The sequence below is a fragment of the Microcoleus sp. D2_18a_B4 genome, from assembly GCF_036702475.1.
Lineage (GTDB): Bacteria > Cyanobacteriota > Cyanobacteriia > Cyanobacteriales > Microcoleaceae > Microcoleus.
Genome location: NZ_JAUBTL010000029.1, coordinates 1 through 24,923 on the forward strand (window position 1 = coordinate 1; position 24,923 = coordinate 24,923).

19 protein-coding genes and 1 riboswitch are annotated in these 24,923 nt (G+C 43.9%); of the genes, 10 read left to right on the forward strand and 9 right to left on the reverse strand.

Annotated features, from left to right (window positions below; all coding sequences use genetic code 11):
* The first annotated feature begins 112 nt into the window (after positions 1-112).
* From QUB04_RS17540 to QUB04_RS17550, 3 genes are all read left to right on the forward strand, one after another.
* Positions 113-871, forward strand: a complete 759-nt coding sequence (locus QUB04_RS17540) for a DNA cytosine methyltransferase (RefSeq protein ID WP_333286346.1) — start codon at positions 113-115, stop codon at positions 869-871.
* Between the two features lie 320 nt (positions 872-1,191).
* Positions 1,192-1,674 (forward strand): hypothetical protein, encoded by a 483-nt coding sequence (locus QUB04_RS17545; RefSeq protein WP_333286237.1) that lies wholly within the window; start codon positions 1,192-1,194, stop codon positions 1,672-1,674.
* A 231-nt stretch (positions 1,675-1,905) separates the two neighbouring features.
* Entirely contained in the window at positions 1,906-2,067 is a 162-nt protein-coding gene (locus tag QUB04_RS17550; protein WP_333139071.1) for a DNA cytosine methyltransferase, read from the forward strand.
* A 479-nt stretch (positions 2,068-2,546) separates the two neighbouring features.
* Here QUB04_RS17550 and thiC read toward each other — a convergent pair whose 3' ends face one another.
* Complete coding sequence (thiC, locus tag QUB04_RS17555; protein WP_333102218.1) at positions 2,547-3,920, reverse strand: phosphomethylpyrimidine synthase ThiC; 1,374 nt, start codon at positions 3,918-3,920, stop codon at positions 2,547-2,549.
* A 7-nt stretch (positions 3,921-3,927) separates the two neighbouring features.
* Positions 3,928-4,024, reverse strand: a riboswitch (TPP riboswitch).
* Positions 4,025-4,249: 225 nt separating this feature from the next.
* On the opposite strand from thiC, the gene QUB04_RS17560 reads away from it, so the two are divergent.
* Positions 4,250-4,396 carry a DUF4058 family protein gene (locus QUB04_RS17560; RefSeq protein WP_333286239.1) on the forward strand — a complete coding sequence of 49 codons (147 nt, stop codon included), beginning with the start codon at positions 4,250-4,252 and terminating at the stop codon, positions 4,394-4,396.
* 177 nt (positions 4,397-4,573) lie between these two features.
* Here the strand turns inward: QUB04_RS17560 and QUB04_RS17565 are convergent, their stop codons facing one another.
* The 4 genes from QUB04_RS17565 to QUB04_RS17580 all read right to left on the reverse strand — a co-directional run bounded on the left by QUB04_RS17565 (position 4,574) and on the right by QUB04_RS17580 (position 8,619).
* A complete protein-coding gene (locus tag QUB04_RS17565) occupies positions 4,574-7,408 on the reverse strand; it encodes a hypothetical protein (RefSeq protein WP_333286241.1) in 2,835 nt (944 codons plus the stop codon).
* A 268-nt stretch (positions 7,409-7,676) separates the two neighbouring features.
* Positions 7,677-7,856, reverse strand: a complete 180-nt coding sequence (locus QUB04_RS17570) for a tetratricopeptide repeat protein (protein WP_333286243.1) — start codon at positions 7,854-7,856, stop codon at positions 7,677-7,679.
* A gap of 12 nt (positions 7,857-7,868) precedes the next feature.
* Positions 7,869-8,429, reverse strand: a complete 561-nt coding sequence (locus QUB04_RS17575; RefSeq protein ID WP_333286246.1) for a Uma2 family endonuclease — start codon at positions 8,427-8,429, stop codon at positions 7,869-7,871.
* A 34-nt stretch (positions 8,430-8,463) separates the two neighbouring features.
* Positions 8,464-8,619 (reverse strand): hypothetical protein, encoded by a 156-nt coding sequence (locus QUB04_RS17580; protein WP_333286248.1) that lies wholly within the window; start codon positions 8,617-8,619, stop codon positions 8,464-8,466.
* 746 nt (positions 8,620-9,365) lie between these two features.
* On the opposite strand from QUB04_RS17580, the gene QUB04_RS17585 reads away from it, so the two are divergent.
* On the forward strand, positions 9,366-15,410 hold the full coding sequence (locus tag QUB04_RS17585; protein WP_333286250.1) for an AAA family ATPase: 6,045 nt from the start codon (positions 9,366-9,368) through the stop codon (positions 15,408-15,410).
* 9 nt (positions 15,411-15,419) lie between these two features.
* Positions 15,420-16,919, forward strand: coding sequence for a response regulator (locus tag QUB04_RS17590; protein ID WP_333286252.1), 1,500 nt, complete (start codon positions 15,420-15,422; stop codon positions 16,917-16,919).
* A 169-nt stretch (positions 16,920-17,088) separates the two neighbouring features.
* On the opposite strand, the gene QUB04_RS17595 is transcribed toward QUB04_RS17590, so the two are convergent.
* The gene (locus tag QUB04_RS17595; RefSeq protein WP_333286254.1) at positions 17,089-19,239 is read right to left on the reverse strand and encodes a tetratricopeptide repeat protein; all 2,151 of its coding nucleotides are present in this window, start codon (positions 19,237-19,239) and stop codon (positions 17,089-17,091) included.
* A gap of 31 nt (positions 19,240-19,270) precedes the next feature.
* Between QUB04_RS17595 and QUB04_RS17600 the strand changes: the two genes are divergently transcribed.
* Positions 19,271-19,396: a hypothetical protein gene (locus QUB04_RS17600; RefSeq protein ID WP_333286256.1), complete on the forward strand. Its 126-nt coding sequence runs from the start codon at positions 19,271-19,273 to the stop codon at positions 19,394-19,396.
* 149 nt (positions 19,397-19,545) lie between these two features.
* Here the strand turns inward: QUB04_RS17600 and QUB04_RS17605 are convergent, their stop codons facing one another.
* Positions 19,546-19,857 (reverse strand): 6-pyruvoyl trahydropterin synthase family protein, encoded by a 312-nt coding sequence (locus QUB04_RS17605; RefSeq protein ID WP_445301068.1) that lies wholly within the window; start codon positions 19,855-19,857, stop codon positions 19,546-19,548.
* Positions 19,858-19,900: 43 nt separating this feature from the next.
* Positions 19,901-20,185 (reverse strand): TRADD-N-associated membrane domain-containing protein, encoded by a 285-nt coding sequence (locus tag QUB04_RS17610; RefSeq protein ID WP_333286258.1) that lies wholly within the window; start codon positions 20,183-20,185, stop codon positions 19,901-19,903.
* A 162-nt stretch (positions 20,186-20,347) separates the two neighbouring features.
* On the opposite strand from QUB04_RS17610, the gene QUB04_RS17615 reads away from it, so the two are divergent.
* Positions 20,348-21,703, forward strand: coding sequence for a pentapeptide repeat-containing protein (locus QUB04_RS17615; RefSeq protein WP_333286259.1), 1,356 nt, complete (start codon positions 20,348-20,350; stop codon positions 21,701-21,703).
* Positions 21,704-21,880: 177 nt separating this feature from the next.
* Here QUB04_RS17615 and QUB04_RS17620 read toward each other — a convergent pair whose 3' ends face one another.
* Complete coding sequence (locus tag QUB04_RS17620; protein ID WP_333286260.1) at positions 21,881-22,753, reverse strand: 6-carboxytetrahydropterin synthase; 873 nt, start codon at positions 22,751-22,753, stop codon at positions 21,881-21,883.
* 442 nt (positions 22,754-23,195) lie between these two features.
* Here QUB04_RS17620 and QUB04_RS17625 point away from each other — a divergent pair, with 442 nt between their 5' ends.
* Positions 23,196-24,695, forward strand: coding sequence for a cyclic nucleotide-binding domain-containing protein (locus QUB04_RS17625; RefSeq protein WP_333139051.1), 1,500 nt, complete (start codon positions 23,196-23,198; stop codon positions 24,693-24,695).
* Positions 24,685-24,819, forward strand: a complete 135-nt coding sequence (locus QUB04_RS17630; RefSeq protein WP_333286262.1) for a hypothetical protein — start codon at positions 24,685-24,687, stop codon at positions 24,817-24,819. The genes QUB04_RS17625 and QUB04_RS17630 overlap by 11 nt, the downstream gene beginning before the upstream one ends.
* Positions 24,820-24,923: the final 104 nt, after the last annotated feature.

Consider the following 24,923-nt stretch of genomic DNA (forward strand, 5'->3'; position numbering starts at 1 on the left):
TAGAGTCGAACTCATGCACTGGCTAATTTCATAAATTCCTTTTTTTGTCAACTCCTAATAATGAACCGACGCCCTAGTAGGAATTTTAAATGCTTCGCCCCAATTTGGCTTAATTTCTGACTTAGGCCCAAAAGATTCGCATTCCTCTAGTCATCAACAGCTATCCTTATTTTCCCCGTTAAGTCAACCTGTTACAGTTGCAGATATTTTGGAAGACAATCCAGATCCAAAATATGATTGTTCGCCAGAATTTGTTAATGCGTTGAAACAAATAGTTAACAATGATTTCAGTCGCTTGCACGGTAGGCGGCTAATTGACTATCGCGGCGGCAATTCGATTCATTCTTGGGAACTGGGTTTGCGAGGCGAGTGCAGTTTAGACGAAATTGAATTAATGAATCTTTTTATATTGAAAAGGCGCAATAAAGAATTTGGCGCTGACCAAGATGGCAAGCTATTAACTAAAGAGCAAATAGCTACTTTTTTTGCTCATCCCAATCTCGATGAAATTCTGGATTCATTGGTAAGAAAAAAGTACCTGCAACGGAACAACAATCAATACAAACCTGTATCAGGTAACTTTTCCTTTGAAGTCTATAAATTTCTCGATCCGCATAAGATTTCTGTAACAATTGTTGCCAGTGATGCTAATAGATTAGGGGTTTACTCTCATAACCGAGTCCGCAGGATTACTCCCCGCGAAGCAGCACGGATACAAGGTTTTTCCGATAGTTTTATTTTGCATCCCAATGATGATAAAGCTTATCATCAACTGGGTAATAGTGTAAGTATTAATGTAGTTAAAGCTGTTGCTCTAGAAGTTATTCAGAATGTTTTGTGTTCTACCAAACAAAAAGTTAGCGCCTGGTGAATTGGGAAGGGTGGGCGGAGTGTTTCGCCTCACCCTAGCAACTAGCTTTGCGCTACAGGTTCCTTAGCCAAAAACTTCTCTAATTCCGCCAAAGCATCGCCCATCAACCTTAGATCGGTATTTTATGGGGTGGCATTAGAAACTATGTCTGCTCTAATTTTATCAAAATCAGCTCAGGCACTTGCAGGACAAGGGAAAATAAAGTTTTCGGTGCTAAGCAAGCGCAAGCTTTCAGGTTCAGAATCTCTACCAATCGGCTGATTTTAGCAGAGGGAAATTATAACCTGAGCGAGATATTAACTAGAGAAGACTGTTTTAATATGTTAGATGACGCGCAAGGAGAAGCAGTAATGATTTTACCTGCATCTATTAAAAGCAAATGGAAACTACTGGCAACAGCCTTTATTTGTCCTCTGACACTGATTGGTGTTGGGATTCAGCAACAACCGCTTCAAGCACAACAAAATCCATCTAAGACTAATGTTGCTGCTTTGCCAGATGGTATTTACCTGTACGGAGATTCGCCACAGCCCAACCAAGTTCTTCAAAACTATATCGTGTTTCAACGTCAGAACGATCGCGTCGTTGGTGCAATCTACGCGCCGCGATCGGACTTTGCGTGCTTCACTGGTAAAATTGAGGGAAATACACTGTACGGGAAAACCATGTCAGGCGGACAAATTCAAACAGTTGAAGTCAATACTCAGCTAACAAATCTGCATTCTATTCGCACAATTAGCGCAAACGATCGGCGCATTCTTTCAACGTGCAAAGATACAGCGCGAGCTAACATATCCAGGTAAATCTTTTACTTAGCTCAAATGGTACATTAGGCGGGCGGTGCGTTACACTGCATTAACGCACCCTACGAATTGAAAATTTCTCGTTACCAGGCTCTACCTGGTAATGAATATCTAGAGGCTCTGCCTCCATATTTCTCGTTACCAGGCTCTGCCTGGTAATGAATATCTAGAGGCTCTGCCTCCATTAAAAAATAGCACAAAATATGAGTTTTCACCACCGGCTTAATAGCCATGAAAAAAATCCGTTTTATTGACTTATTCTCAGGAAGAGGCGGCATGAGATTAGCGTTTGAAGCCGCCGCTAGTTCCTTGAATCGGGAAACGGAATGCCTCTTAAGCAGCGAAATCAATCCCGACGCTCAGTTAGTTTACCAGTACAGGGTAGGCCGCTAATTGACTATCGCGGTAGCAATTCTCTTCATTCTTGCAAACTGGGTTTGCGAGGCTAGTGCAGTTTAGACGAAATTGAGTTGATGAAGAGTTTTATATCGACAAGGCGAAATAAAGAATTTGGGCATGACTAAGATGGCAAGCTATTAGCTAAAGAGCAAATAGCTACTTTTTTTGCTCATCCCAATCTCGATAAAATTTTGGATTCCTTGGTAACAAAAAATTACCTGCAAGGGAACATCGCAATTCTCGTTGTCGGAAACTGCTTTTAATAAGTAACCACACAAAATTAATTACATAAAGACTCCTTGCTAGGCAAGGGTTTCAGTAGAAATATTGTGTAATTAATTCTGCACACCTACTTATAACCTTAAGTAAGGTACGCCATCAGCACCATAGTTTTGGGCGAGCAGGAGGCCCGCCCACAAGAAACGAAACAGCTTTAGGATTAAGTAAGGTGAGCAATGCCCACCCTACTAATATTAGCTTTGGGCTACAGGTTCCTTAGCCAAAAACTTCTCTAATTCCGTCAAAGCATCGGCATCAACCTTAGTCTGCATCGGACAGAACTTAGGCCCGCACATCGAACAGAATTCAGCAGTTTTGTAGATATCCGCCGGCAAAGTTTCGTCGTGATATTCCTTTGCCCGTTCTGGATCTAATGACAGCTCAAATTGACGGTTCCAATCGAAATTGTAACGCGCTTTCGAGAGTTCATCATCGCGATCGCGCGCACCCGGACGGCCCCGCGCAATATCTGCAGCGTGAGCCGCGATTTTGTAAGCAATCAGCCCGTTTCGGACATCCTCAGCATTCGGCAATCCTAAGTGTTCCTTCGGTGTCACGTAACACAGCATTGCAGTACCGTACCAACCAGCCATCGCGGCCCCAATTGCTGAGGTAATGTGGTCGTACCCAGGCGCAATATCTGTCACCAACGGCCCCAAAACATAGAAGGGTGCTTCCGAACATTCCTCCATTTGTTTCTTGACATTAAACTCAATTTGATCCATCGGCACGTGGCCCGGGCCTTCCACCATTACCTGCACATCATGTTCCCAAGCTTTGCGAGTTAATTGTCCCAAAGTTTTGAGTTCAGCTAATTGAGCATCATCCGACGCATCGTGAGTGCAACCGGGGCGCAAAGAATCTCCCAAACTAAACGAAACATCGTATTTTTTGAAGATTTCAATGATGTCGTTAAAGTGAGTGTAGAGAGGATTTTGTTTGTGGTGATGCAGCATCCACCGCGCCAAAATGCCGCCGCCACGAGAGACAATCCCAGTCAACCGATTTTTTACCAACGGCAAATGCTCGATCAAAATTCCGGCGTGAATTGTTTGGTAATCAACACCTTGTTGAGCGTGTTTGTCAATGATGTGAAGAAAGTCATTCGGCGTTAGACTTTCCATATTACCATGAACGCTTTCTAAAGCTTGGTAAATTGGTACAGTACCGATCGGCACCGGTGAAGCTTTGATAATCGTAGTGCGAATTTCATCCAAATTGCCGCCGCCAGTGGACAAGTCCATCACGGTATCAGCGCCGTATTTCACTGCTAATTTAAGCTTGTCAACTTCTTCTTCCATATTGGAAGAGTTGGGAGATGCACCGATATTAGCATTGACTTTGCATTTAGACGCAATGCCGATCGCCATCGGTTCCAAATTCGGGTGATTGATATTAGCGGGAATAATCATCCGTCCCCGCGCTACTTCCGCGCGGATAAGTTCTGGCGGGAGATTTTCTCGCTTCGCAACAAAGTGCATTTCCTCAGTAATTACACCTTGGCGGGCGTAGTGCATTTGAGATACATTGCTCTGGCCCTGACGCTTAGCGATCCATTCGGTACGCATATTTAATTTCCTTGATAAACAGCTTCCCTCCGCTGGTATTACCCAGACTCAGGTTCTAAGGGTGTTTTCTCAGCCCGGATATTCGGGCACCCCTAGCTAAGCTGTTGATTGTATCACCGATTTCTGTGCGCCACGGCAGCAACTAAGGAAATCTTAATATTGAGAGATAGATGAGGGGAGCGATCGGTCTTTTGGGGCTTCTGATATTTCTGCTGTTTAAAAAGTGCGATTGTACCCCATTTAACAATCTAAAAACAATCACACCTCATCAGGATTAATCCCCATTTCGCGCAATTTGGCTGCTACGCGATCGGTGCGTTGTTTTTCTTTTGAAGCTTTTTCAAGACGATAAAGTTAAAGATCTGTCAGGAGATGAAGAACCTGTTGTGAATTTATCTGAGGTTTTGGGTGAAGTTTATCAGGAAGCAGCTTTAGATTTGGCGATCGATTATTCAGTGCCGCCTGTACACCCCTGAGCGATAGAGATTTTCAGTGGGTGCGATCGTTGATGGAATCGTAGAACAGGTTCTTTATTGTAAAACCATTGTCTCCTCCAAATAGAACTTATGCAAGAGTCGGATGTTGAATCTTGCATTTCACTGCTACTCAGATTCCTATCAACTTTCAATAATCGGTTTACACAGCTAAACCGATTAACTTCTTGTCGCTTTGTCAATTAACCGGTTAATTTCATCTGCTACTCGATTGGTCGTAGCATTCCAGTAGTGGGTATGTGCACCTGCTCCTAAACAAAACTCCCGGTATTTACCCTTCTCTGAAATATTATCTTTATCTTCAACAGAAGAGCTGGGTTTAAATAGTTTCTCTTCCCTAGTCCGTTTCTTTTCGTTAACCTCGCTCTTGCTCTTTCGCCAGAGATAACGTCCCACATAGTCACCACTGTTATATGTATTGACCCACTGCTCTAACCCCAAATCTTCTGGTTTTGGCTTATCGCCAAGCCCATTCTGATCGTAATTGTTAGGTCCATTTTCATCGGGTTCGTTATAATTTATCACCCACTCGTAAAGATGAGGAAAACCAACACTGTACAGTTGACGAAGGGGATTGCCCATCGAGAAAAAGTAGACAGGAATTTCCTCTTGGTGTGAAGAAGAGAATAGCCGCTTTAAACTTTTGCGTTCTTCATTTTTAATAAACCGAAGTAAATCTGCTGTAATCACTGCTCCTTGGCTATGTGCCACAAGGATAAGTGCATCGTATTTAGGTTGATTTTGCGAATCTGTCTCTTTGCACAGATAACGCAATAACGAGTAATAGCGAGAAAAGATGCGAGCACGTGGATTATCCTTTTCCGGGTGCAGCCGTAGGTAGTTGTCTACATCCAAAATGACATCTATAACGTTTCGTATCCCCAAAGAAAGCTGTTCTAGCCTGCTACCAATCACGAAAATGCTAGTAGCAGAAGCGGTTATAAGTACGGCAAAAAACTGTGTTACGGGTTCTTTAAATAATACATATTTCTTAATAAATTCAACAATCCATAAGTTGGGAAAAAAAACGATTATGGTCCAGTAGGCGATGACCACAATAATAAAAACTGCAGATATCGCCGATAGAAAACAATGCACTGTTCTATACCCGTTGTTTAGCCATATTCCAAACTTAAGCGACAACTTTTCATCAGAATTAGGCTTGTCTGGTTGAGATGTTAAGTCAGGCTGTTGAACTTCTGCCTTAGGTTTGTCTGTTTTATGTGTAGACTCAGGCGGTTGAACTTCTGCCCAGACCGAGGGCAAAAACGACCATGCCATTAGCGGAAGTACAATTACAATCGAAAATATAGCAATGCCAAGAACCGGATCGACAATGAGTTCATTAATAAAATCAGATGGGGTATAGTAGGGGTCTTTAAGTGACAACCAATTTCTGAACCAGTCAGTTGGACGATACGGATAGTCTGATGATGCTAGACAATACGGACCATAATCTTTTGGCAGTAATGATGCTGGACAATACAGGTGGTTTTTTGGCAGTAGTGATGCACCAACTTGGGCCAAAACAGCCCAGAGCGTTAGGGTGACAGAACTAAACGAAACGCTAGGAATCCACAGTGAAACACTGGCTGTCCAGCTTGCACGTTTGGCGCGTTCTTTTGCTTGAGCATTAGTAAGCCCACATTGGGCAAACCATCCCCAAATTACTACAACGAAGTAGAGGCAAAAAAATAAGATCCACGACACGACCAAAAGGAAATAAATCAATTCAATCAGCTTAAAGCTGACTTTTAGAATTCCCACAGGTGAATTTTCGACTTTAAAAACTGAATTCCACAAGGCTAAAACTACCAAGAGTAATGCTAAGAAGATCGCAACCCTATCCGCACCAGGACGGTAATCAGAATATTTCTTAATGACTAGTGCAGTTAAGAGAGATAACACGACGAGCCATTCAAGCGCCAAAAGTTTATAGCTAAATTCCTGGCACCAGCTAGACCTTATAATTGCCAATGCCACTATCCCAGGCAAAAATAGCCAAGGTAAGGGTAGCTTCATAACGTTCTTCCAAAATACAAACCCCAGGAGGAAAATTCCCAAAAGACTAAGGATGACGGATGCCACAGAGGATGAGTAAGAACCTGGAATATTACCCACTAGATTGAGCAAGGCAGCTACCACTAGAAAGAGATTCAATAAAGGAATCGGAATGGAGAGTATTCTTCCTGCCCAACCATGTAAGCTCGCATAACACCTCCACCTGAATTTATCCGGATGTTCTAGTGCTGCCATGTCGAGCGTATGCCGTCCCAAAGCGCTCAAATGAAAGAGAATCTGATAAAACTCGCTGAAGACTTGGAAGAAACCTCTTCCTACACGAGACAAATCGGCCCAGTACATTTCATAGAGATGTACCTCATGCCGATCGTCTCGACAGGCTTTAATACAAATAGTTTCATAAAAGCTGGCTTTCAGGTCTTTTTTGGGACTGTAGGAATCCAAGAAATCACAAGTGAAAGCGTGCGATTTTTCCTCAAAACTTAGATTTGCGGTACTCGAAGGTTTTGAATCAAGGTAATCGCGAATACGTTCTCCTCGTTCATCTAGCCAACCCCAAAGCCAACGTAAAAGCATAGTCCTCGGACTAATATCAGATTGCACAGGCTCTCCTCGTTCATCTAGCCAACCCCAAAGCCAACGTAAAAGCCAAGTCATCGGACTAATATCAGATTCCCCAAGCTTAGTTCGTTTACGTACAGGGATTGGTCGAACGGGAATTCCGATAAGTTGTTCATTCCAAGCAGAATATCGAGGCTCTTCATATCGAGCCTCTTCCTCATTGGCATGAATTAGAGACTGCTTCTCATTGGTATCGAGTGGAGGCTGCTCTTTATTGGTATGGAGTAAAAGATTAGCGATGCTACGGGCAGAATCATAAGGTTGCTGATCTGAGACACCGTGAACTACGATAATCGCGACTTTCTTCGATGAATCACCACCTGACTCAGGCGGCGCGGTACTTGGCATCATTTAACTACCCCCTTAAAATCCTAATACTCTGTTGTAATCGTTCGACACACTTATAGCCTTTCTCAGTAACATGAGGTACTATCTGGCATAAGGCATTGGGCATTGGCCCGCGCAGGGCATTGGCCCGCGCAGGGCATTGGGCATACCTCACCACGCGATCGAACCGCTATATATACTGGTTCTCAAGCGTGGTGAGCTACGCCCCGATCGCATTCCAATTCCCAGGCGCACCTGATTTTACTGAAAAGTGCTATGTAATAATCAATTCTTACATCGAATCTGCTGACTTAGGTTGCCCCACCTTGTTATCTGAGGCATTTGTAATATCAGATTCCCCGGAGTCAATTTTGTCTGTATCCTGTTTTAATTCCGATATAATTGCGCCGCGATCACGCCAAGCTTCCGCATTCTCAGGCTTAATGGCGATCGCTCGATCGTAAGCTGCCATTACTTATTGATACTAACCCAATATAAAATCAACGCTCACTTCTAAATCGGGAAAAGCCAGTGGCGCAACTTGTTGACCGCGCCAAAACTTGAGCATTAAACTATAACCGTTCGGGCCTGGCTGACGGTAGACTTCCAAACAATTTTCAACTAAATCTACTAGCCAAACTTCCTGAATGAGCGATCGCGCGTAAATGGATACTTTCACATCTCTGTCATAATCAACCGTACTATCTGAAACCTCCACTAGCAGCAAAACTTCAGACGGTACTGGATGGGCTGTGGCGTAGTAATCAGCGCGAGGTTGCAGCAATACAACATCCGGTTGAGGTTCAGTGCGCTCCGTCAACTGGATAGGGTCTTGGGCACCTATAATCGCACGTCTTCTCTCCAAATCCGAGAACACAGCGATCAGACGCTTAACGGAACTTGCGTGACGAGTACCAATTGCAGCCATTTTAACAATCTCTCCTTCTATAAGTTCTACCCGATCGCCCTCGGAGAGAATACCAGCCTCAGTCATCAAATGATATTCTTTTACTGTAAATAACCGTTTTTGAAGCTGAACAGACATATAACTATTCTCCTTGTTTGCAGCTTACCTAAATTTACCATAAAAAAACCGCCCCAAACAGATGATCTACTTCCTTGTAGCTACTGAATCCTGCTGGTTCTGGCAATTCCTTCTCTAATTTCTCTACAGTTTCACGATTGATTATTCTTGGTCTTCCCGAACCGGGTTTTTGGGATAATAATTCTTCCATTCCCCCTTGACGATAGCTAGACAATCATCTTTCATTGCAGGCTAGGTACGATGTTTCCCGACGCGCACAGAAGACGATACAGTTTGTACCGTTTGGGTTTTGGGCAAATGCAGAGATTGCTGTTGTTCTTGTCGGTGAGCATCTTTAACTCTGAGCGATAAGAGCTTTCAGTTCAGATTCTGTTTCCCCCATTTGAATCTTGACAACTCCTGACATTTTCGCTCTTTATATTTGGGTAGTAACTCACACAAAAGACATCTACTAACTTTAGCAGTTTTTTAGAAAATTGGTATAATTCCTGAAACTCATTTGAAGCTTTGTGAATTTATTTTTTTATGATATTTAATATTGTTAAACTTTCTTTACTGATTGATACAAAAATATAATTAAATGATATGCGTTTGAGCGCAATCCGATGGAGCCAAGGAGAGTAAAAACCAATAAATAAATAAATTACACTTTATTAACTTTTAATATGTTTTAAGATTTTTAGGGCATCCTAGATAGATCAGCATAGTTCGCTAAAAGCAAGCATAGCCTTTCTAAGATAGTGAACTTTTGGCTGTAGAAAAAGCCCTTCTGACTCGCTGCCCTTTGCTCCTCTACGCTTTGTATAAAAGTCCTGGCAAAAATCAAGCTAACTTTTGTTGAGTAAATTGCTATGTTACAATCAGCTCTAACAATAATTAAGTTTTAAAACCGGCCTGAACCTCACGCTCAATTCCCTGGCGATCGCTAGAATAACAATGACTATCAACTTAGCTGGCTATCAATTCGTTGAAACCCTCCACAGCGGCACAAGAACTTCAGTCGATCGCGCTCGCAAGGATTCGGACTTTTCCAGCGCGATCGTCAAAACGCTAAAGGCTGAGTATCCCACTCTTTCTGACATCACCCGCTTGCGGCACGAATATCAAATTCTGAACAGCTTGAACGTAGAACCGATTATCAAAGCCATTAGTTTAGAAAGCTATAAAAACGGTTTAGCACTAATATTAGAAGATTCAGGCTCCGAGTCTCTCAACGATTGGATGAAGCGTAAAAAACTCACAATCATTCAATTTCTTTCTTTGGGTCTCCAGCTTGTCTCTGCCTTAGCCGAAATCCATAAACATAATATTATTCATAAAGATGTAAAGCCACCAAATATTATCATCAACCCAGCCACTGAAAAAGTTCAAATTATTGATTTCAGCATCGCTTCGCGCCTGGAGCGAGAAAATTCTACCCTCAGCCATCCAGATTTGCTCGAAGGCACACTCGCCTATATGTCGCCAGAACAAACTGGCCGGATGAATCGGTCAATTGACTACCGCACTGATTTTTATTCACTAGGCGTTACCTTCTATGAAATGCTCACAGGCGAGTTGCCCTTTAATTCCACAGACCCGCTGGAATTGGTACACAGCCATATTGCCAAAACTCCCATTCCCCCTCACCAGCTAAATCCTGAAATCCCACCACAAATTTCAGCGATTGCGATGAAGTTATTAGCTAAAAATGCTGAAGACCGCTACCAAAGCACTGAGGGACTAAAATTTGACTTAGAAACTTGCTTGGTAAAATTACAGGCTAGCGGATATATTTCCAACTTTGTTGTTGGAAGTGCGGATAAAGCAGGGCAATTAAATATACCGCAAAAGCTCTACGGTCGCGACCCAGAAATTGAAAATATTCTAAAAACTTTCGATCGCGTTGCCAGTGGCACCACCGAATTAATGCTGGTTTCCGGTTATTCCGGGATAGGCAAAACAGTTTTGGTCAATGAAGTTCACAAACCCATTGTGCGGCAACGAGGTTATTTTATTGCAGGTAAATTTGACCAGTTCAAGCGCAATATTCCTTATACTTCTCTGATTCAAGCATTCCAATCCTTAACTCAGCAACTTCTAACCGAAGGCGAAGTAGAAATCCAAACTTGGAAAGAAAAACTGTTATCCGCTTTAGGCGATAACGGACAAGTCATCATTGATGTTATCCCTCAAATCGAATTAATTATTGGCAAACAGCCACCCGTACCTGAGCTAGGGGCAACTGAAGCTCAAAACCGTTTCAGTCGCGTCTTTAAACAATTCATTGGCGTATTTACGACTATTGACCATCCCTTAGTTATCTTCCTCGATGACTTGCAGTGGGCGGATTCGGCATCGTTGAAATTAATTGAATTGCTAATAACTGATACTGATAGCAAGTATTTATTGCTGATTGGGGCATATCGAGATAACGAAGTTTCTCCAACTCATCAGACTATTCAAACGATTGACAAGATTCGCCAAACTGGTGCGACGGTGAATAATATTGTCCTTCAACCATTACACCTGGTTCATGTCGAAGAATTAATTGCGGATACCTTAAATGAATCGGGCGGTTCGGAATCCCTGTCTGTAAAGACGCGAAATTTCGCGTCTCTACTTTTTAATAAAACGCAGGGCAATCCTTTCTTCTTAAGTCAACTCCTCAAAACTCTCTATCAAGAAGATTTGTTGACTTATGATTTATATTCTGGCGTCTGGCAATGGAATATCGAGCAAATTCAAGCGATCGGCATCACCGATTACAATGTTGTCGAACTGATTGCTAGAAACATACGCAAATTGCCCGAAGATACACAAAAAGTATTAAAACTGGCTGCTTGTATTGGCAACAGTTTTAACTTAGAAGTTTTGGCGATTGTCAATCAGGAATCATCCTTAGTCACGGCGGCGCAATTGTGGGAAGCACTTCAAGCTGGGTTGATTTTACCTTTGAGCAATGAATACAAAATTCCCCTCGTATTTACTCAGGAAGAATCGGGTCGTTTTACCTTAACTGATGTGAAGGTTGACTACAAGTTTTTACATGACCGAGTGCAGCAAGCTGCCTATTCTTTGATTCCAGATGAGCAGAAAAAAGAAACCCACTTAAAAATCGGTCAACTGCTACTGCAAAGTACAACGCCAGAAGACCGAAAAGAAAATATTTTCGCTTTAGTTAACCAACTCAATTATGGTACTGACTTACTTACGACTGAATCCCAAAAATATGAACTAGCCGAATTGAATCTGATTGCAGGTCAGAAAGCGAAAGCTGCTACAGCCCACGATTCCGCCGTCAAATATTTGCAAGTGGGTTTATCTCTGCTAGCGGTAGATAGCTGGGAGAATCGGTATGAACTGACATTAAGGCTGCATGAGGAAGCAGCAGAATCAGCATATTTGAGTGGTGATTTTGACCGAATGCAGAGATTCGTTGAGATAGTACAAAACTGCGCCAAAACGCTATTGGACATAGTAAAAGTGTACGAAGTCCAGATTCAAGCTTATATGGCGCAGAACAAGCTGCTCGAAGCATTGAATACGGGGCTGCAAGTCTTAAAGCAGTTGGAGGTAGAGTTTCCCGACTCGCCAAACCCATCTGATATTGGACAGGCGCTGGGGGAAACTGCGGCAATTTTGAGCGGAACCCGAATTGAGGACTTAATCGAGCTCCCTGAAATGACCGATCCTTATCAATTAGCAGCGATCAGGATTTTGTCAAGTATATTTTCTGCTTGCTATTCTGGGATGCCCGTACTGGTGCCTTTAACAGTGTGCAAACAAATCGATTTATCCGTTCAATATGGCAATGCTTCTGTGTCTCCCTTTGCATATGCGGTATATAGTCTTCTTCTTTGTGGGGCGGTAGGAGATATTGAGCGGGGCTATGAGTTCGGCCAATTAGCTTTACGTCTAGTGTCAAAGTTAAATGCCAAAGAAATCGAAGCCAAGACTTGCCACTTAGTGTATGCAGCCGTTCAACATTGGAAAGAACACGTCCGAAATACCTTAGAACCTTTCCTGTCAGCTTTCTCTGGCGGGCTAGAAACTGGAGATTTAGAATATGCTGGCTATGCCGTCATGGTGTGGAGTCATTACTCGTTTTTTGTTGGCAAGCAACTAATGCAACTCGAACGAGAGATAGCAACTTATACAGATGCCCTTCATAAAATCAGCCAAGAAACTGCGCTTAATAATACCAATATCTGTTGGCAAGCCGTCTTAAACATGATGGGAAGAAGTGAAAATCTATGCCAGTTAAAGGGGGAAGTATACGACGAAGAGAAAATGCTGCCGCTATATCAGCAAACTAACAACCAACTGGCAATTCATTACTTATCCTTGCACAAACTTGCGCTTTGTTATGTGTTTGATAATTACCAGGAAGCGTTAAAAAATATCCCCCAAGTAGAAAGTTCTTTCGGAGCATCTACAGGGCAGCTAACTGTTGTTATCTTCTATTTCTACGATTCTCTAGTACGGCTAGCTGTGTATTCTGAAACTTCGCAGTCCGACCAACAGGACATTCTTAACCGAGTACAAGGTAATCAAGAAAAATTGCAAAAATGGGCACATTATGCCCCAATGAATCATTTGCACAAATTCTATTTAGTAGAGGCCGAAAAGCATCGGGTTTTAGGGGAAAAATTAGAGGCGATCGAGATGTACGATCGCGCGATCGCTCTTGCTAAAGAAAACGAGTACATCAACGAAGAAGCACTAGCTCACGAACTCGCTGCTAAATTCTATTTTTCCTGGGGTAAAGAAAAGATTGCCAGAACTTACATGACCGATGCTTATTATGCCTATATGCGCTGGGGAGCTTTAGCTAAAGTTAAACATCTCGAAGAAAAATACCCGCAATTAATAGCGCGATCGCCTGCACTCACCGAAACCCCTTTCGACCCTACGAGGACAATTCCTCCTTTGACCATTACAGGCGGTCAAACAGAGTTGCTAGACTTGGCAACTGTAATGAAAGCATCTAGTGCCATTTCTAGCGAAATTGTTCTACCTAACTTGCTCACCAAGTTAATGACAATTTTGATAGAAAACGCAGGCGCTGAAACTGGAGCGCTTATTCTCTCAAAAGAGGGTCAACTTGTTATAGAAGCGGCGGGGACTAAAGATCAAGTCCGAGTGCTAGAATCTTTACCAATATCAACTTCTGGGCAAGTGCCTATCTCGGTACTTAATTACGTCACCAGAACTCATAAAGATGTCGTTTTAAATGATTCGGGCCGCGAGGAAATCTTTAACGCCGACCCCTACATTGCCCAACACAAACCCAAATCAATTTTGTGTGCGCCTATCCTATCTCAAGGTAAGTTAAGTGCCATCCTGTACCTAGAAAACAACGTGATTGCTGGCGCTTTCACGCCGAAGCGGGTAGAAGTGTTGCGGATGCTATCGGGACAAGCTGCGATCGCCTTAGAAAATGCCAACCTCTATCACACTTTAGAAGTCAAAGTAGAAGAGCGAACCGAGGAATTAAAAGCCAAAAATACGCGCCTAGAAGTAGAAATTCAAGAGAGACAGCGAGCCGAGCAAGCGGCAGAAGCCGCAAACCGCGCCAAGAGCCAATTTCTCGCCAACATGAGCCACGAACTTCGCACACCGCTCAACGGCATTTTAGGTTATACCCAAATCCTCAAACGAGACATAGATTTAACCAGTCAGCAAATTTCTGGTATTAACATCATTCATCAGTGTGGCGAACACCTCCTAACTCTAATCAATGACGTTCTAGACCTCTCCAAAATCGAAGCCGGAAAAATGGAACTCTACCTCACCGAGTTTCACCTGTCAGACTTTCTCCAAGGCATTACTGAAATCTGCCAGATTCGCGCCCAACAGAAGGGAATCTCTTTGATTTACGAACCGCTAACTCGACTTCCCACTTGCGTCCAAGCCGATGAAAAAAGATTGCGGCAAATTCTCATCAACTTACTCGGTAATGCCATAAAGTTCACCGAAAAAGGAGGCGTTAGTTTTAAAGTAGACAGAGTGAAGACTCAGCAATCTTTGTCATCACCAATCCCCAATCCCCAATCCCCAACAGCGAAATTTATTTTCCAAGTAGAAGATACAGGCATTGGCATCGGGCCGGACGAACTCTCAAAAATATTTTTGCCCTTCGAGCAAGCCAGCGGTTCAGATCGCCAGATAGAGGGAACAGGATTAGGGCTGCCAATTAGTCGCCAATTAGTGGAGATGATGGGCGGCGAACTGAAAGTACAAAGCTCTTTAGGTAAAGGCAGTATTTTCTGGTTTGAGTTAGAGTTGCCTATTACCGAAAGCTGGGGAGGGTATCAAAAAGAACCTGAAAAAATTATCAGGGGTTACTCAGGCGATCGGCGGAAAATTTTAGTCGTGGACGATCGCTGGCAAAATCGCTCTGTCCTAGTTAATCTTTTAGCTCCCATTGGGTTTGAATTAATGGAGGCAACGGACGGTCAAGACTGCGTGAATAAAGCGCTGTTATTTCAACCGCACTGTATTATAATTGACTTAGTAATGCCAGTCATGGACGGCTTTGAAGCGGTGAGGCGGATCAGAAAAATCTCTGCATTGAAGGATGTAATCGCGCTCGGAACTTCTGCTAGCATTTTATCTGGCGATCCCCAAAGCATTTTCCAGGCTGGTTGCAACGCTTTTCTCCTCAAACCTATTCGGGCAGAAAAGTTATTAGAATGCTTGGGAAACCATTTAGGTTTAGAATGGATTTATGAAGACCGAACAACTTTCAGTTCAGAAGGTATCTTCACCGATACCCCTTCCCAAATCCAAGACCAACCACTGATTGCTCCCCCTTCGGAAGAAGTTGCAGTCCTGTTCGATTTAGCCATGAAAGGTGAACTCCTCAGTATTGAGCAGCGAGCCAGCAAGCTGAAGGCAATAGATATCCGTTATGCACCTTTTGCCAATCAGTTGCTTGAATTAAGCAAAAACTTTGAAGAAGACAAATTAGTAGAATTTGTTCAACAGTTTAGATGAGGACTAAAAATGACTAGGGAATCTTTAGACCGAGGCACCATTTTAATTGTGGATGATACGCCCACTAATCTGGGTTCAGTATTGGATTTTTTGACCGCATCTGGCTTCACTGTTTGGGTAGCTCGCAGTGGGTCTAGCGCTCTCAAAAAAGTGCAATATTGCCAGCCGGATTTAATTTTGTTGGATGTTCTGATGCCAGAGATGGACGGATTTAAAACCTGTCAAAATCTGAAATCGAATGACTTAACTAAAGATATCCCAGTCATTTTTATGACCGCGCTGGACGATACAGAAAGCAAAGTCCAAGGCTTTAATGTGGGGGGAGTTGATTATATAACTAAGCCCCTTCAACACGAAGAAGTTTTAGCTCGCGCTATCACGCACCTGAATCTGCGAAATCTAACTAAAAAGCTTCAGGCGCAAATTGTCGAGCGCGAGCGAGCGCAAGCCGACCTACAAGTTTTGGCACAAGAGCTAGAGACGCGAGTAGAACAGCGCACCGCTGAACTTTCCCAAACGAATGAACGCCTCAAGCAGGAGGCTGCTGAACGCAAACTTGCAGAAGCAGCTTTGCAAGCATCGGAAGCGCGAGAGCGGCACAAAGCCCTACAGCTCGAAAATTCCCTGCACGAACTCAAGCACCTGCAAAGCCAGCTCATTCAGAGCGAAAAAATGTCCGGGCTAGGCCAGCTCGTGGCTGGCGTAGCTCATGAAATCAATAATCCAATTAATTTTATTTATGGAAATCTTTCCTATGCTCTGGAATATTCAAAAGCTTTGGTCACTATCCTTGACCTCTACGAAAAGCACTATCCTCATCCGCCTCAAGATATACAAGCAGAAATCGTGGCAAGCGAGCTAAATTATCTCAAAGACGACTTGCCTAAATTGTTCAAATCTATGTACTTAGGAGCCGATCGCATCCGCGAAATCGTTTTATCTTTGCGCCTCTTCGCACGGCAAGAAGGATATGAAATGAGATCGGTCAACCTTCACGAAGGCATGGACAGCACCTTGATGATTTTACAGAGTCGGCTAAAATTTAACTCAGAGCGCCCCTCGATTGAAGTGGTGCGGGACTATTGCCCAAACCTGCCCGAAGTGGACTGTTATGGGGGAGAAATGAATCAGGTATTTATGAATATACTTGCCAATGCGATCGATGCTATTGACGAGTGGAACACGCAGAGATCGCTAGAAGAAATTAAAGCGAATCCTAGCGTGATTCGGATTAGCACAGAAGTAACAAGCAGCAATTGCGTAGCTGTCCGAATTGTGGACAATGGGCCTGGGATCTCGGAAGAGGTTCGTCGCCACGTATTTAACCCGTTTTTTACGACAAAACCCCCCGGTAAGGGCACAGGGATTGGGTTGTCGATTAGCTGGCAAATTGTAGTGGAAAAACACCGGGGAAGCTTGGGGTGTATTTCTGCACCAGGCGGGGGAACAGAGTTTACTATTGAGATTCCGCTTCAGCAGGAGTCTCCTGTCTTGTCGCTGTCAGCTTGATATAATGTCGGGTATCTTCATCTATCATTGTGCGCTGTGATATCATTTCCGGTAACACCGGAATGATGTTGACGGTTGACGGTTGACAGTGAACAGTCAACCATCAACCGTCAACGCCGTCAACAGTGAACTCGAATTTACTATTCCGATGCTAACGGATTTGATATAACTAACTGTCCGAAGATTCATCGGATTGTGGCTGTTTCTGAGTATCTTTTTCCCCGGCAATAAATCCTTCTGTATCCTGCTTTAATTCTGATACAAGTGCGCCTCGATCGCGCCAAGCTTCCGCATTGTCTGGTTTGATGGCAATAGCTCGATCGTAAGCTGCCATTGCTTCCTCATACCGCTTTAATTCTGACAAAGCTGTACCCAAGTGATGCCAAGCATCGTAGGAGTCGGGCTTAATAGCAATCGCTTTCTCATAAGCTGCGATCGCTTCTTCATTGCGCTGCAATTTTGCTAAAGATTCCCCTTTGGCAAACCAAGCTTCGTAACACTCCGAATTAAGAGTAATTGCTGATTCGTAAGAGGCAATTGCTGCTTCGTGCTGCGATAGTTTGTCGAAAGCTACGCCTCGGTTGTGCCACACTTCAAAATCCTGCGGTTTAAGGGCTATTGCTTTGTCGTAGGATTCGATCGATTCTTGATATCGCTGCAATTTTCCGAGCACCGCGGCTCTATTGTACCAAACTTCGTATTTATCGGGCCGGATGCCGATCGCCCGATCGTAAGAATCAATAGCATCACTGTAGCGGAGCAGTCTCCACAGCATATTGCCTCGATTGTACCAAGTTTCGTATCTGTTGGGATTGATCTCAATAGCGCGATCGTAAGATTCGACTGCTGCGACGTACTGTTGTACTTTGGCCAGCATCGCACCTCGGTTGTGCCAAAGTTCGCTGTCGGTTGCTTTGATAGCCAGGGCGCGATCGTAACTGGCGATCGCTTCTTCGTAATGCTGCAATTGACCCAACAAAGCCGCTATACTGTGCCAACACCCGTATTTTCGGGATTCGCTCAAACTTGCTCGCTCGTAACAGGCGATCGCCTCTTCGTACTTCTGCAATTTGCCCAGCAAACTCGCTTTATTATACCATGCTTCGTAGTTATCCGGTTTAATTAATATTGCTTGGTCGTAACAGGCGAGTGCTTCTTCCAGGCGCTGCAATTTTACTAACACATTTCCGCGCCAATACCAAGCCTCATTCAAAAATTTATTCGCTAAAACAGCTTTTTCCAAACAAACTAATGCTTCATCATAATTGCCTTGAAAATAAAGCCCTTCGGCTTGCTTGATATAATCGTCAGCAATCATTTTTTCGTCGTTAGCAGGTGCAGTTTGCGATTTTTGGGAATTGTTTAAGGCCGGTTGAGGTGCGATTTTGAGAGCTTCTTTGGCAACAACTGCGGGAACTTGGGAAATTTCTTGAACAATTTGAGATTTTTTCTCGTCAACTTCTTTCCGCAAAACTTGCAGGTGCATGATAAATTGAGATTTGAGAGTCTCAATTTGCTCGACGGAAGATTTGGAAAGTTCAGTTTCTCTAGTTAAAAAATCAAGGGATTGTTTAGCTGCACCCATTTGTGCTTCTAATTCATCCTTCAACTTTTGAGTCAGTTGGCTAGAATTTCTGAGCTCGGATTCCAATACACCAATGCCCTGCAATCGTTTATTGGCATCAGCAACCAACTGTTTGATTATCAGCCGTCGCATCATCCAAAAAAATGCAATTGTCACCGGTGGAAATACCGTACCAAGAATTAGTAAAATATTGAGCAGAGTTATGGTACTATTAAAACCATATCCAGATTCAGAACTGCCAGTAGACGGGGAGATAAAAGCGAAAACCTCGCGAACTTGAGGATTGCTTTCAGCCCCGGTTTCGATTAATTTAGCCAGCCAGGTTTCTTGTAAAGATTTTGTTAGTTCATCGCCGGATGCAGCAGGAGGATTCGCCTTGCTTTTTGCACTAGGAGATACATCGGGTTGAGCGGCCGCTACCAGTAAACCTGTCGGCGATTTTACAGCACTTCGCGGGGAAAATTGTTCGTGGGCGATCGTCTCAGGCTCGCTAATTGGCTCAGCCCGACGGGATACGGTAATATTTGGGGAAAATTGTTCGTAGGCGATCGTCTCAGGCTCACTAATTGACTCAGCCCGACGCGATTCAGTATTATTTACGGCATCAACAAAGTTGCTAGCTTGCGGTGTCTGAGGAGAAATAGGAGGTGCAGCAGGATTGGCGCTAGTATTAGCAGTTAAATTGTGGGATGCGAGGGCAGCCAGACTTAAGAGAGCTAGATTAGAGACGCGCATAAACGTCAACTCATTTAGGAGAAATTAGTGCTTGGTTGTCAGCGATCGGGCGATCGACCTCATAGTCTCAGCAGTTAGAATAGCTGACATGAGGAATGCTGACTTACTATCTCCAAAATACGCGCGCAGCCTGACTTTTCAGGAAAAGTGCCAATAATTCTGGCTGTGGAACTTTTGTCCAAAAATATATTCTCGCGCCTAATCCGGTTGAATAACCCTCGAAATCATCATTAGGCTGGTAGGGCCGGGTTCACCAATCTGCACAATTAGCCAAAGATCCGGGTGAACCAGACCCGATTTTTAGCTCTAAACCTTAGCTAAAACCGCTTCCGGCTGCTGACTTTGGGCCGCCACTTCCTCTAAATCAGCACCGAAAATTTCACAGCTATTATTCGGACTTTCAATCAGCTTAATTTTGTGCAACTCTGCGCCCAATTCCCGAACCGGCGATCGCAACAATTGCCCGATCCGAACAGCAATATTCTCCGCAGTCGGCACAACGTTCTCAAAATAGGAAATCTCCTTATTTAAAAAAGTGCGAGCGATGGTATTTTTCTCTGAATAAGCGCGTTTTGTAGGGGCAATCCCGCCGTGGTTGCCCCGATCGATCCTGATGATTGTTGCGTCAGTCGTATTGCTCTAATTATCTGCAATCAACCTGCTATCGATCGTCGTTGAGATCCTCCGCAACCTTATCAAGTCTGTCATTGGCCTCTTTGGACAGCTTGAGACAATAAGCAGTCGATGCCAGACCTCCTGTTGCCGTGATAGTGCCCTCTGAGGCTTTGCCCAGAAGTACAAGCCCAACTCCCGCAAAACTGATGAGGACACAGGCTGCGGTACTTACAAAGGCCAAGTTAAAACTATGGTGGGCTTGGCGCCATCGTTCTTTGGCAATAATCATTTCTATTGTGGAGTCAGAGTGGGTGATTGGCTGGTTATTCATGGGTTTCGTTGAGCCTAAACTTTATACTTCTAGTGTGAAGCAAAATGCTTGAAACCCTGACTACACAATGATTTACTTGTCGCTCTCTTGTGATTGCTCTATGATTGTCCTATGGTCTAGTTTCGATTTTGTCAGCGATCGTGTCAAAACACTCTCCACATTATGACTGACCTAAGCATCAGAAAAAAGAAGAAGATAACTATCACCGCATCTTCAGAAGGTGTAAAGATAGCAGAAAAAGCTCTGATCCGGCTAGGATTTGATACAAAAAGTAACTTTGCCGAAACTCAGCGTTTAGCACGCAGTACAGTTACCAAGTTTTTTAATTGCCAGCCCATTCAGCTTGATTCCTTTAAAAAGATATGTCTAGAACTGAAATTAGATTGGACGAAAATAGCGGAATTCTCAGAAGAAAAACCATCTCAAATACCAGGAAAAACAGATTGCATAAACCCTGATATTAATGAAGGAGGCGAGAAAAGGCCAACACCAACATTTTACCGCCAAGTGACTGTAATAGATAAAATAACTAATACAATTAAAGCTGAAATTAAATTGACAGGTGATATAAATTCCTTTGGAGATTCAAGTAGGGTTGAATTTATTTTACGAGAATTTGCAGGAGACACTATAAAAATCACTGATATTAAAGAGGGCAGCATCCGATTAACTGTAGAGGGTTCTCAAGAGGATATCGCTCGGCTTGTATCTCGCATCAAATCAGGAGAATTAAAGGAAGTAAGCGGTTTTCCTGTTGAAGATGTTCAAATTTTGAGTGAAAGCTCAGAGGATGACGAAAGTAACGAACTCAATAATAAGTGGTGTCTAGTACGAGAGATTGTTACTCAGAAAATTAGCCATCGAAACTTGAGTGGGGTTGACTTAAGTGATGCCGACCTGAGAGGTGCCAACCTGAGTTTTGCCGACCTGAGAGGTGCCAACCTGAGTTTTGCCGACCTGAGAGGTGCCAACCTGAGTGTTGCCAAACTAAGTGGTGCTGACCTGAGTGGTGCCGACTTGAGCAGTGCCAAACTAAGTGGTGCCGACCTGAGTGGTGCCGACCTGAGTGGTGCCGACCTGAGTCGTGCCGACCTGTTTGGTGCCAAACTGAGTGATGCCGACCTGAGTGGTGCCGACCTGAGTCGTGCCGACCTGTTTGATGCCAAGCTGTTTGGTGCCAACCTGAGTGGTGCCGACCTGAGTCGTACCAACCTGAGTGGTGTCAACCTGAGTCGTGCCAACCTGAGTCGTGCCAACCTGAGTCGTACCAACCTGAGTCGTGCCGACCTGAGTCGTGCCAACCTGAGTCGTGCCGACCTGAGCGGTGCCGACCTGAGTTATGCCGACCTGAGTCGTGCCGACCTGAGTCGTGCCGACCTGAGTGAGACTAAGGTTGAGAAAGCCCGATTCAGCTCGAACTTAGGCATTTCTGAATCGATGAAGCAAGACCTGATTAAACAAGGCGCAATCTTTGAGGATTCTCCAGGCGATCGCTCTGAAGTTCTCACAAAAGTATAATGGTCTGGAAGAAGCTAAAAATGAGCCAACTTCTCAAGGAAAATATGATTAATTGTAGTTTTCTTTCAGACGACTTTAGCTATGAGACAGGGGTTGAAAACCCCTGTCGGACTCTCGGACTGCCGGACTCTCGGATATACAGAGAAGACTGGTGAATCTACCAGCAGATATTCAGCTCTAAACCCCAGCTAAAACCGCTTCCGGCTGCTGAAGTTCCGTCGCCACTTCCTCTAAATCAGCACCGAAAATTTCACAGCTATTATTCGGACTTTCAATCAGCTTAATCTTGTGCAACTCTGCGCCCAATTCCCGAACGGGCGATCGCAACAATTGCCCGATCCGAACAGCAATATTCTCCGCAGTCGGCACAACGTTCTCAAAATAAGCAATATCCTTATTTAAAAAAGTGTGATCGAAAGGTTCAACAACATAATCGTCAACGGCTTTTTGTAAAGCTCCCAAATCCGCAATCATGCCAGTCCGCGCATCAATTTCCCCTTTAACAGTCACCTCTAAATGATAATTGTGACCGTGACCGTTCGGACGAGCACATTTGCCGTAAATTTCCGAGTTTTCTTCAAAGCTCAAATCGGGACGAGCCAACCGATGGGCCGCGCTAAAATGAGTGGACAAAGTTAGATAAGCTTCCATTCCGTTTCCTAAATATTCAGCCCAAAGTTCGGGATGTTCAAACAATTGAATTTTGCTCACAGGTAAATGAGGGGCTAGCCGCAGCCAAATTTGCCGTGCTATGTTTTCGGTAGTTGGCAGAGTCTGCTCAAATTCCGGCCACGCTTCGTTAAGAAAGGAAAAATCGAGATCCTTGGTAACTTCCCGCTTGATGACGTGCTTGACATCAGACAGGTTGAGGACCATGCCGTACTCGTCGAGTTCTCCTATCATGGAAACGTAAAGGACGTAATTGTGTCCGTGTCCCGGTGCGCGGGCAGTTGGGCCAAACCGCTCAAAGTTCTCGGCTTCGCTTAACTCCGGCAGCCAGTACCGGTGACTCGCCGAAAACTGTGCCCGACGATTGATGATGCACTGCATAAAAGTCAAGTAGGGTAAGCTTGTTAAGTTCTGTAAAGGACTCGCTTCTTAAGGATAAACTAATTTTTGCTGGAATTTTTCGATTATTTGAGGGTGCTGTAAATGAATTTCTACCAATTTTCCCGATATTGGCAACACGTCGTCGCTCGATCGAGCCGCGGGGCCCATTTTACGCCACAACACAGATATCCGGCAGAAAATACCGCTACAAAACAGTTTCTCGCCATCAATTGCTAACCCATCAGTTACGAGCCTTTGAGAAAGTACGCGCGTGCGGATTTATCCCGTTCGCGAAGCGGGCCCGTTGCGGTAAGGAATCGACCTTTTTTGCAACACAGGGCACTCCACAGTTCGAGTTTTTCGCCTAAGCTCTGCAATAGTTAGCAGTTGGCGGTTCAGTTGCGCTCAAAACTAATCACCCATTACCCCTTACCAAATATTAATGAATTGGATTACTTCACGAGCCGATCGCTTTTTTGAAGATTGGTCGGGTGCGATGACAACCCCCCTCTTTTATATCGGGGACGCTCATCTGTCCATCAGTGCGATCGTCCAACTGATAGTTTTAGCTATATTTGCCTTCATTCTAGCTAAGATTATCAGTGAAGGAATCAAGCGCAGCCTGCTAGTTCGGATGGGATTGGATCGTGGCAGTCGAGAAGCAATTTCCACCATCATTAGCTATATTTTAGCAACGCTTGGCTGTATATTCGTCCTGCAAAGTGCCGGCATCAACCTCACTTCTCTCACCGTCTTAGCTGGCGTTGTCGGCATTGGTTTCGGCTTCGGCTTGCAAAATCTCGCCAGCAACTTTATCAGCGGTCTCACCCTGCTATTCGAGCACCAAATTAGAGTCGGAGACTTTATTGAAATAGACAAGTTATTAGGAACGGTAGAAACCATTTCGATCCGCTCTACGATTATAAAAACAATTGACGGTCTCTTTGTAATCATACCCAACATTAAGTTTGTCGAAACTAACATTATTAACTGGAGTTACAAAGACCCCAGATGCCGCATCCACATCCCCGTCGGCGTTGCTTACGGCTCTGACCCAGTAATAGTTACGGAAGCGCTATTAATTGCGGCGCGGATGGAATCGAATGTCTTATCCCATCCTTCTCCTAAAGTATGGTTTTGCGGTTTTGGAGATCACGCTTTAAATTTTGAACTTTTAGTTTGGATTGACCAGCCACAGGAAAGCGATGCTATTAAAAGTGCAGTTTATTTTTTAATAGATTACGAATTTCGCCACCGAAATATCGAAATTCCCTTTCCACAGAGGGATTTATGGCTGCGAAACCCGCAAGAGTTAACTCAACTTTTTCACAATAACAAAGACGATAATTCCAACGGCAAACTTTTTCCGCAGAATGCCACACATTCTACAGAAATCAAATCTAATTCCACGGTTTCCGATCATAAAAATTCAGGGTCTAAATCCCCTAATAATTGGACGCTGCGAGATTTGTTGCGGCGAGTAACTTATTTTGAACAGTGTACGGATTTAGAACTGCGACAGTTAATTGAATACGGCTACCGACAACTGTTTCCAGCGGGACAGGTTGTATGTAAAGAAAATGACCCTGGCGATTCTTTTTATATTATTCTTTCGGGTACTGTAGAAGTTCTTTCTCAAAAAGCCGATCAGTATATTGCTACGCTTCACGAGGGCGAGTTTTTTGGGGAAATATCTTTGCTGTTGGGAACTCCGAGAACCGCGACGGTTAAAACTAGCGAAGATGCAATTTTGTTTGTGGTGGAACGCCACGACTTGCAAAAACTTTTAATAGAACAGCCGAATTTAGCAGATCAGATTGCTCAAAAATTGTCGGAACGCCAGCAAGCTTTGAGAGATTTAGGATTGTTAGATGGCGACTCTCTGGGACAAACTCCTTTTATTAAAATTCGCAAGCGAATTCAAGTTCTTTTTGGAATTTGAAAGAAGGAAGAGGGAAGAAGGAAGAAGGAAGAAGGAAGAAGGAAGAAGGAAGAAGGAAGAAGGAAGAGGGAAGAGGGAAGAGGGAAGAGGGAAGGAGGAAGAAGGAAGAGGGAAGAAGGAATAAGGAAGAGGGAAGAGGGAAGAGGGAAGAGGGAACAATGGGAGCATCTCATATTTGTAAAAACACTTATTCTGGCTCCTTCCTTCTTCCTTCTTGCTCTTTCCTCC

Bases quoted from the DNA above. Each gene is read 5' to 3' on its own strand.
- QUB04_RS17590 (WP_333286252.1), top strand. From the start codon at position 15,420: ATGACTAGGGAATCTTTAGACCGAGGCACCATTTTAATTGTGGATGAT.
- QUB04_RS17580 (WP_333286248.1), bottom strand. From the start codon at position 8,619: ATGGAAGAATTATTATCCCAAAAACCCGGTTCGGGAAGACCAAGAATA.
- QUB04_RS17610 (WP_333286258.1), bottom strand. From the start codon at position 20,185: ATGAATAACCAGCCAATCACCCACTCTGACTCCACAATAGAAATGATT.
- QUB04_RS17570 (WP_333286243.1), bottom strand. From the start codon at position 7,856: ATGGCAGCTTACGATCGAGCGATCGCCATTAAGCCTGAGAATGCGGAA.
- QUB04_RS17620 (WP_333286260.1), bottom strand. From the start codon at position 22,753: ATGCAGTGCATCATCAATCGTCGGGCACAGTTTTCGGCGAGTCACCGG.
- QUB04_RS17565 (WP_333286241.1), bottom strand. From the start codon at position 7,408: ATGATGCCAAGTACCGCGCCGCCTGAGTCAGGTGGTGATTCATCGAAG.
- QUB04_RS17550 (WP_333139071.1), top strand. From the start codon at position 1,906: ATGAAAAAAATCCGTTTTATTGACTTATTCTCAGGAAGAGGCGGCATG.
- thiC (WP_333102218.1), bottom strand. From the start codon at position 3,920: ATGCGTACCGAATGGATCGCTAAGCGTCAGGGCCAGAGCAATGTATCT.
- QUB04_RS17585 (WP_333286250.1), top strand. From the start codon at position 9,366: ATGACTATCAACTTAGCTGGCTATCAATTCGTTGAAACCCTCCACAGC.
- QUB04_RS17625 (WP_333139051.1), top strand. From the start codon at position 23,196: ATGAATTGGATTACTTCACGAGCCGATCGCTTTTTTGAAGATTGGTCG.
- QUB04_RS17595 (WP_333286254.1), bottom strand. From the start codon at position 19,239: ATGCGCGTCTCTAATCTAGCTCTCTTAAGTCTGGCTGCCCTCGCATCC.
- QUB04_RS17575 (WP_333286246.1), bottom strand. From the start codon at position 8,429: ATGTCTGTTCAGCTTCAAAAACGGTTATTTACAGTAAAAGAATATCAT.
- QUB04_RS17545 (WP_333286237.1), top strand. From the start codon at position 1,192: ATGTTAGATGACGCGCAAGGAGAAGCAGTAATGATTTTACCTGCATCT.
- QUB04_RS17615 (WP_333286259.1), top strand. From the start codon at position 20,348: ATGACTGACCTAAGCATCAGAAAAAAGAAGAAGATAACTATCACCGCA.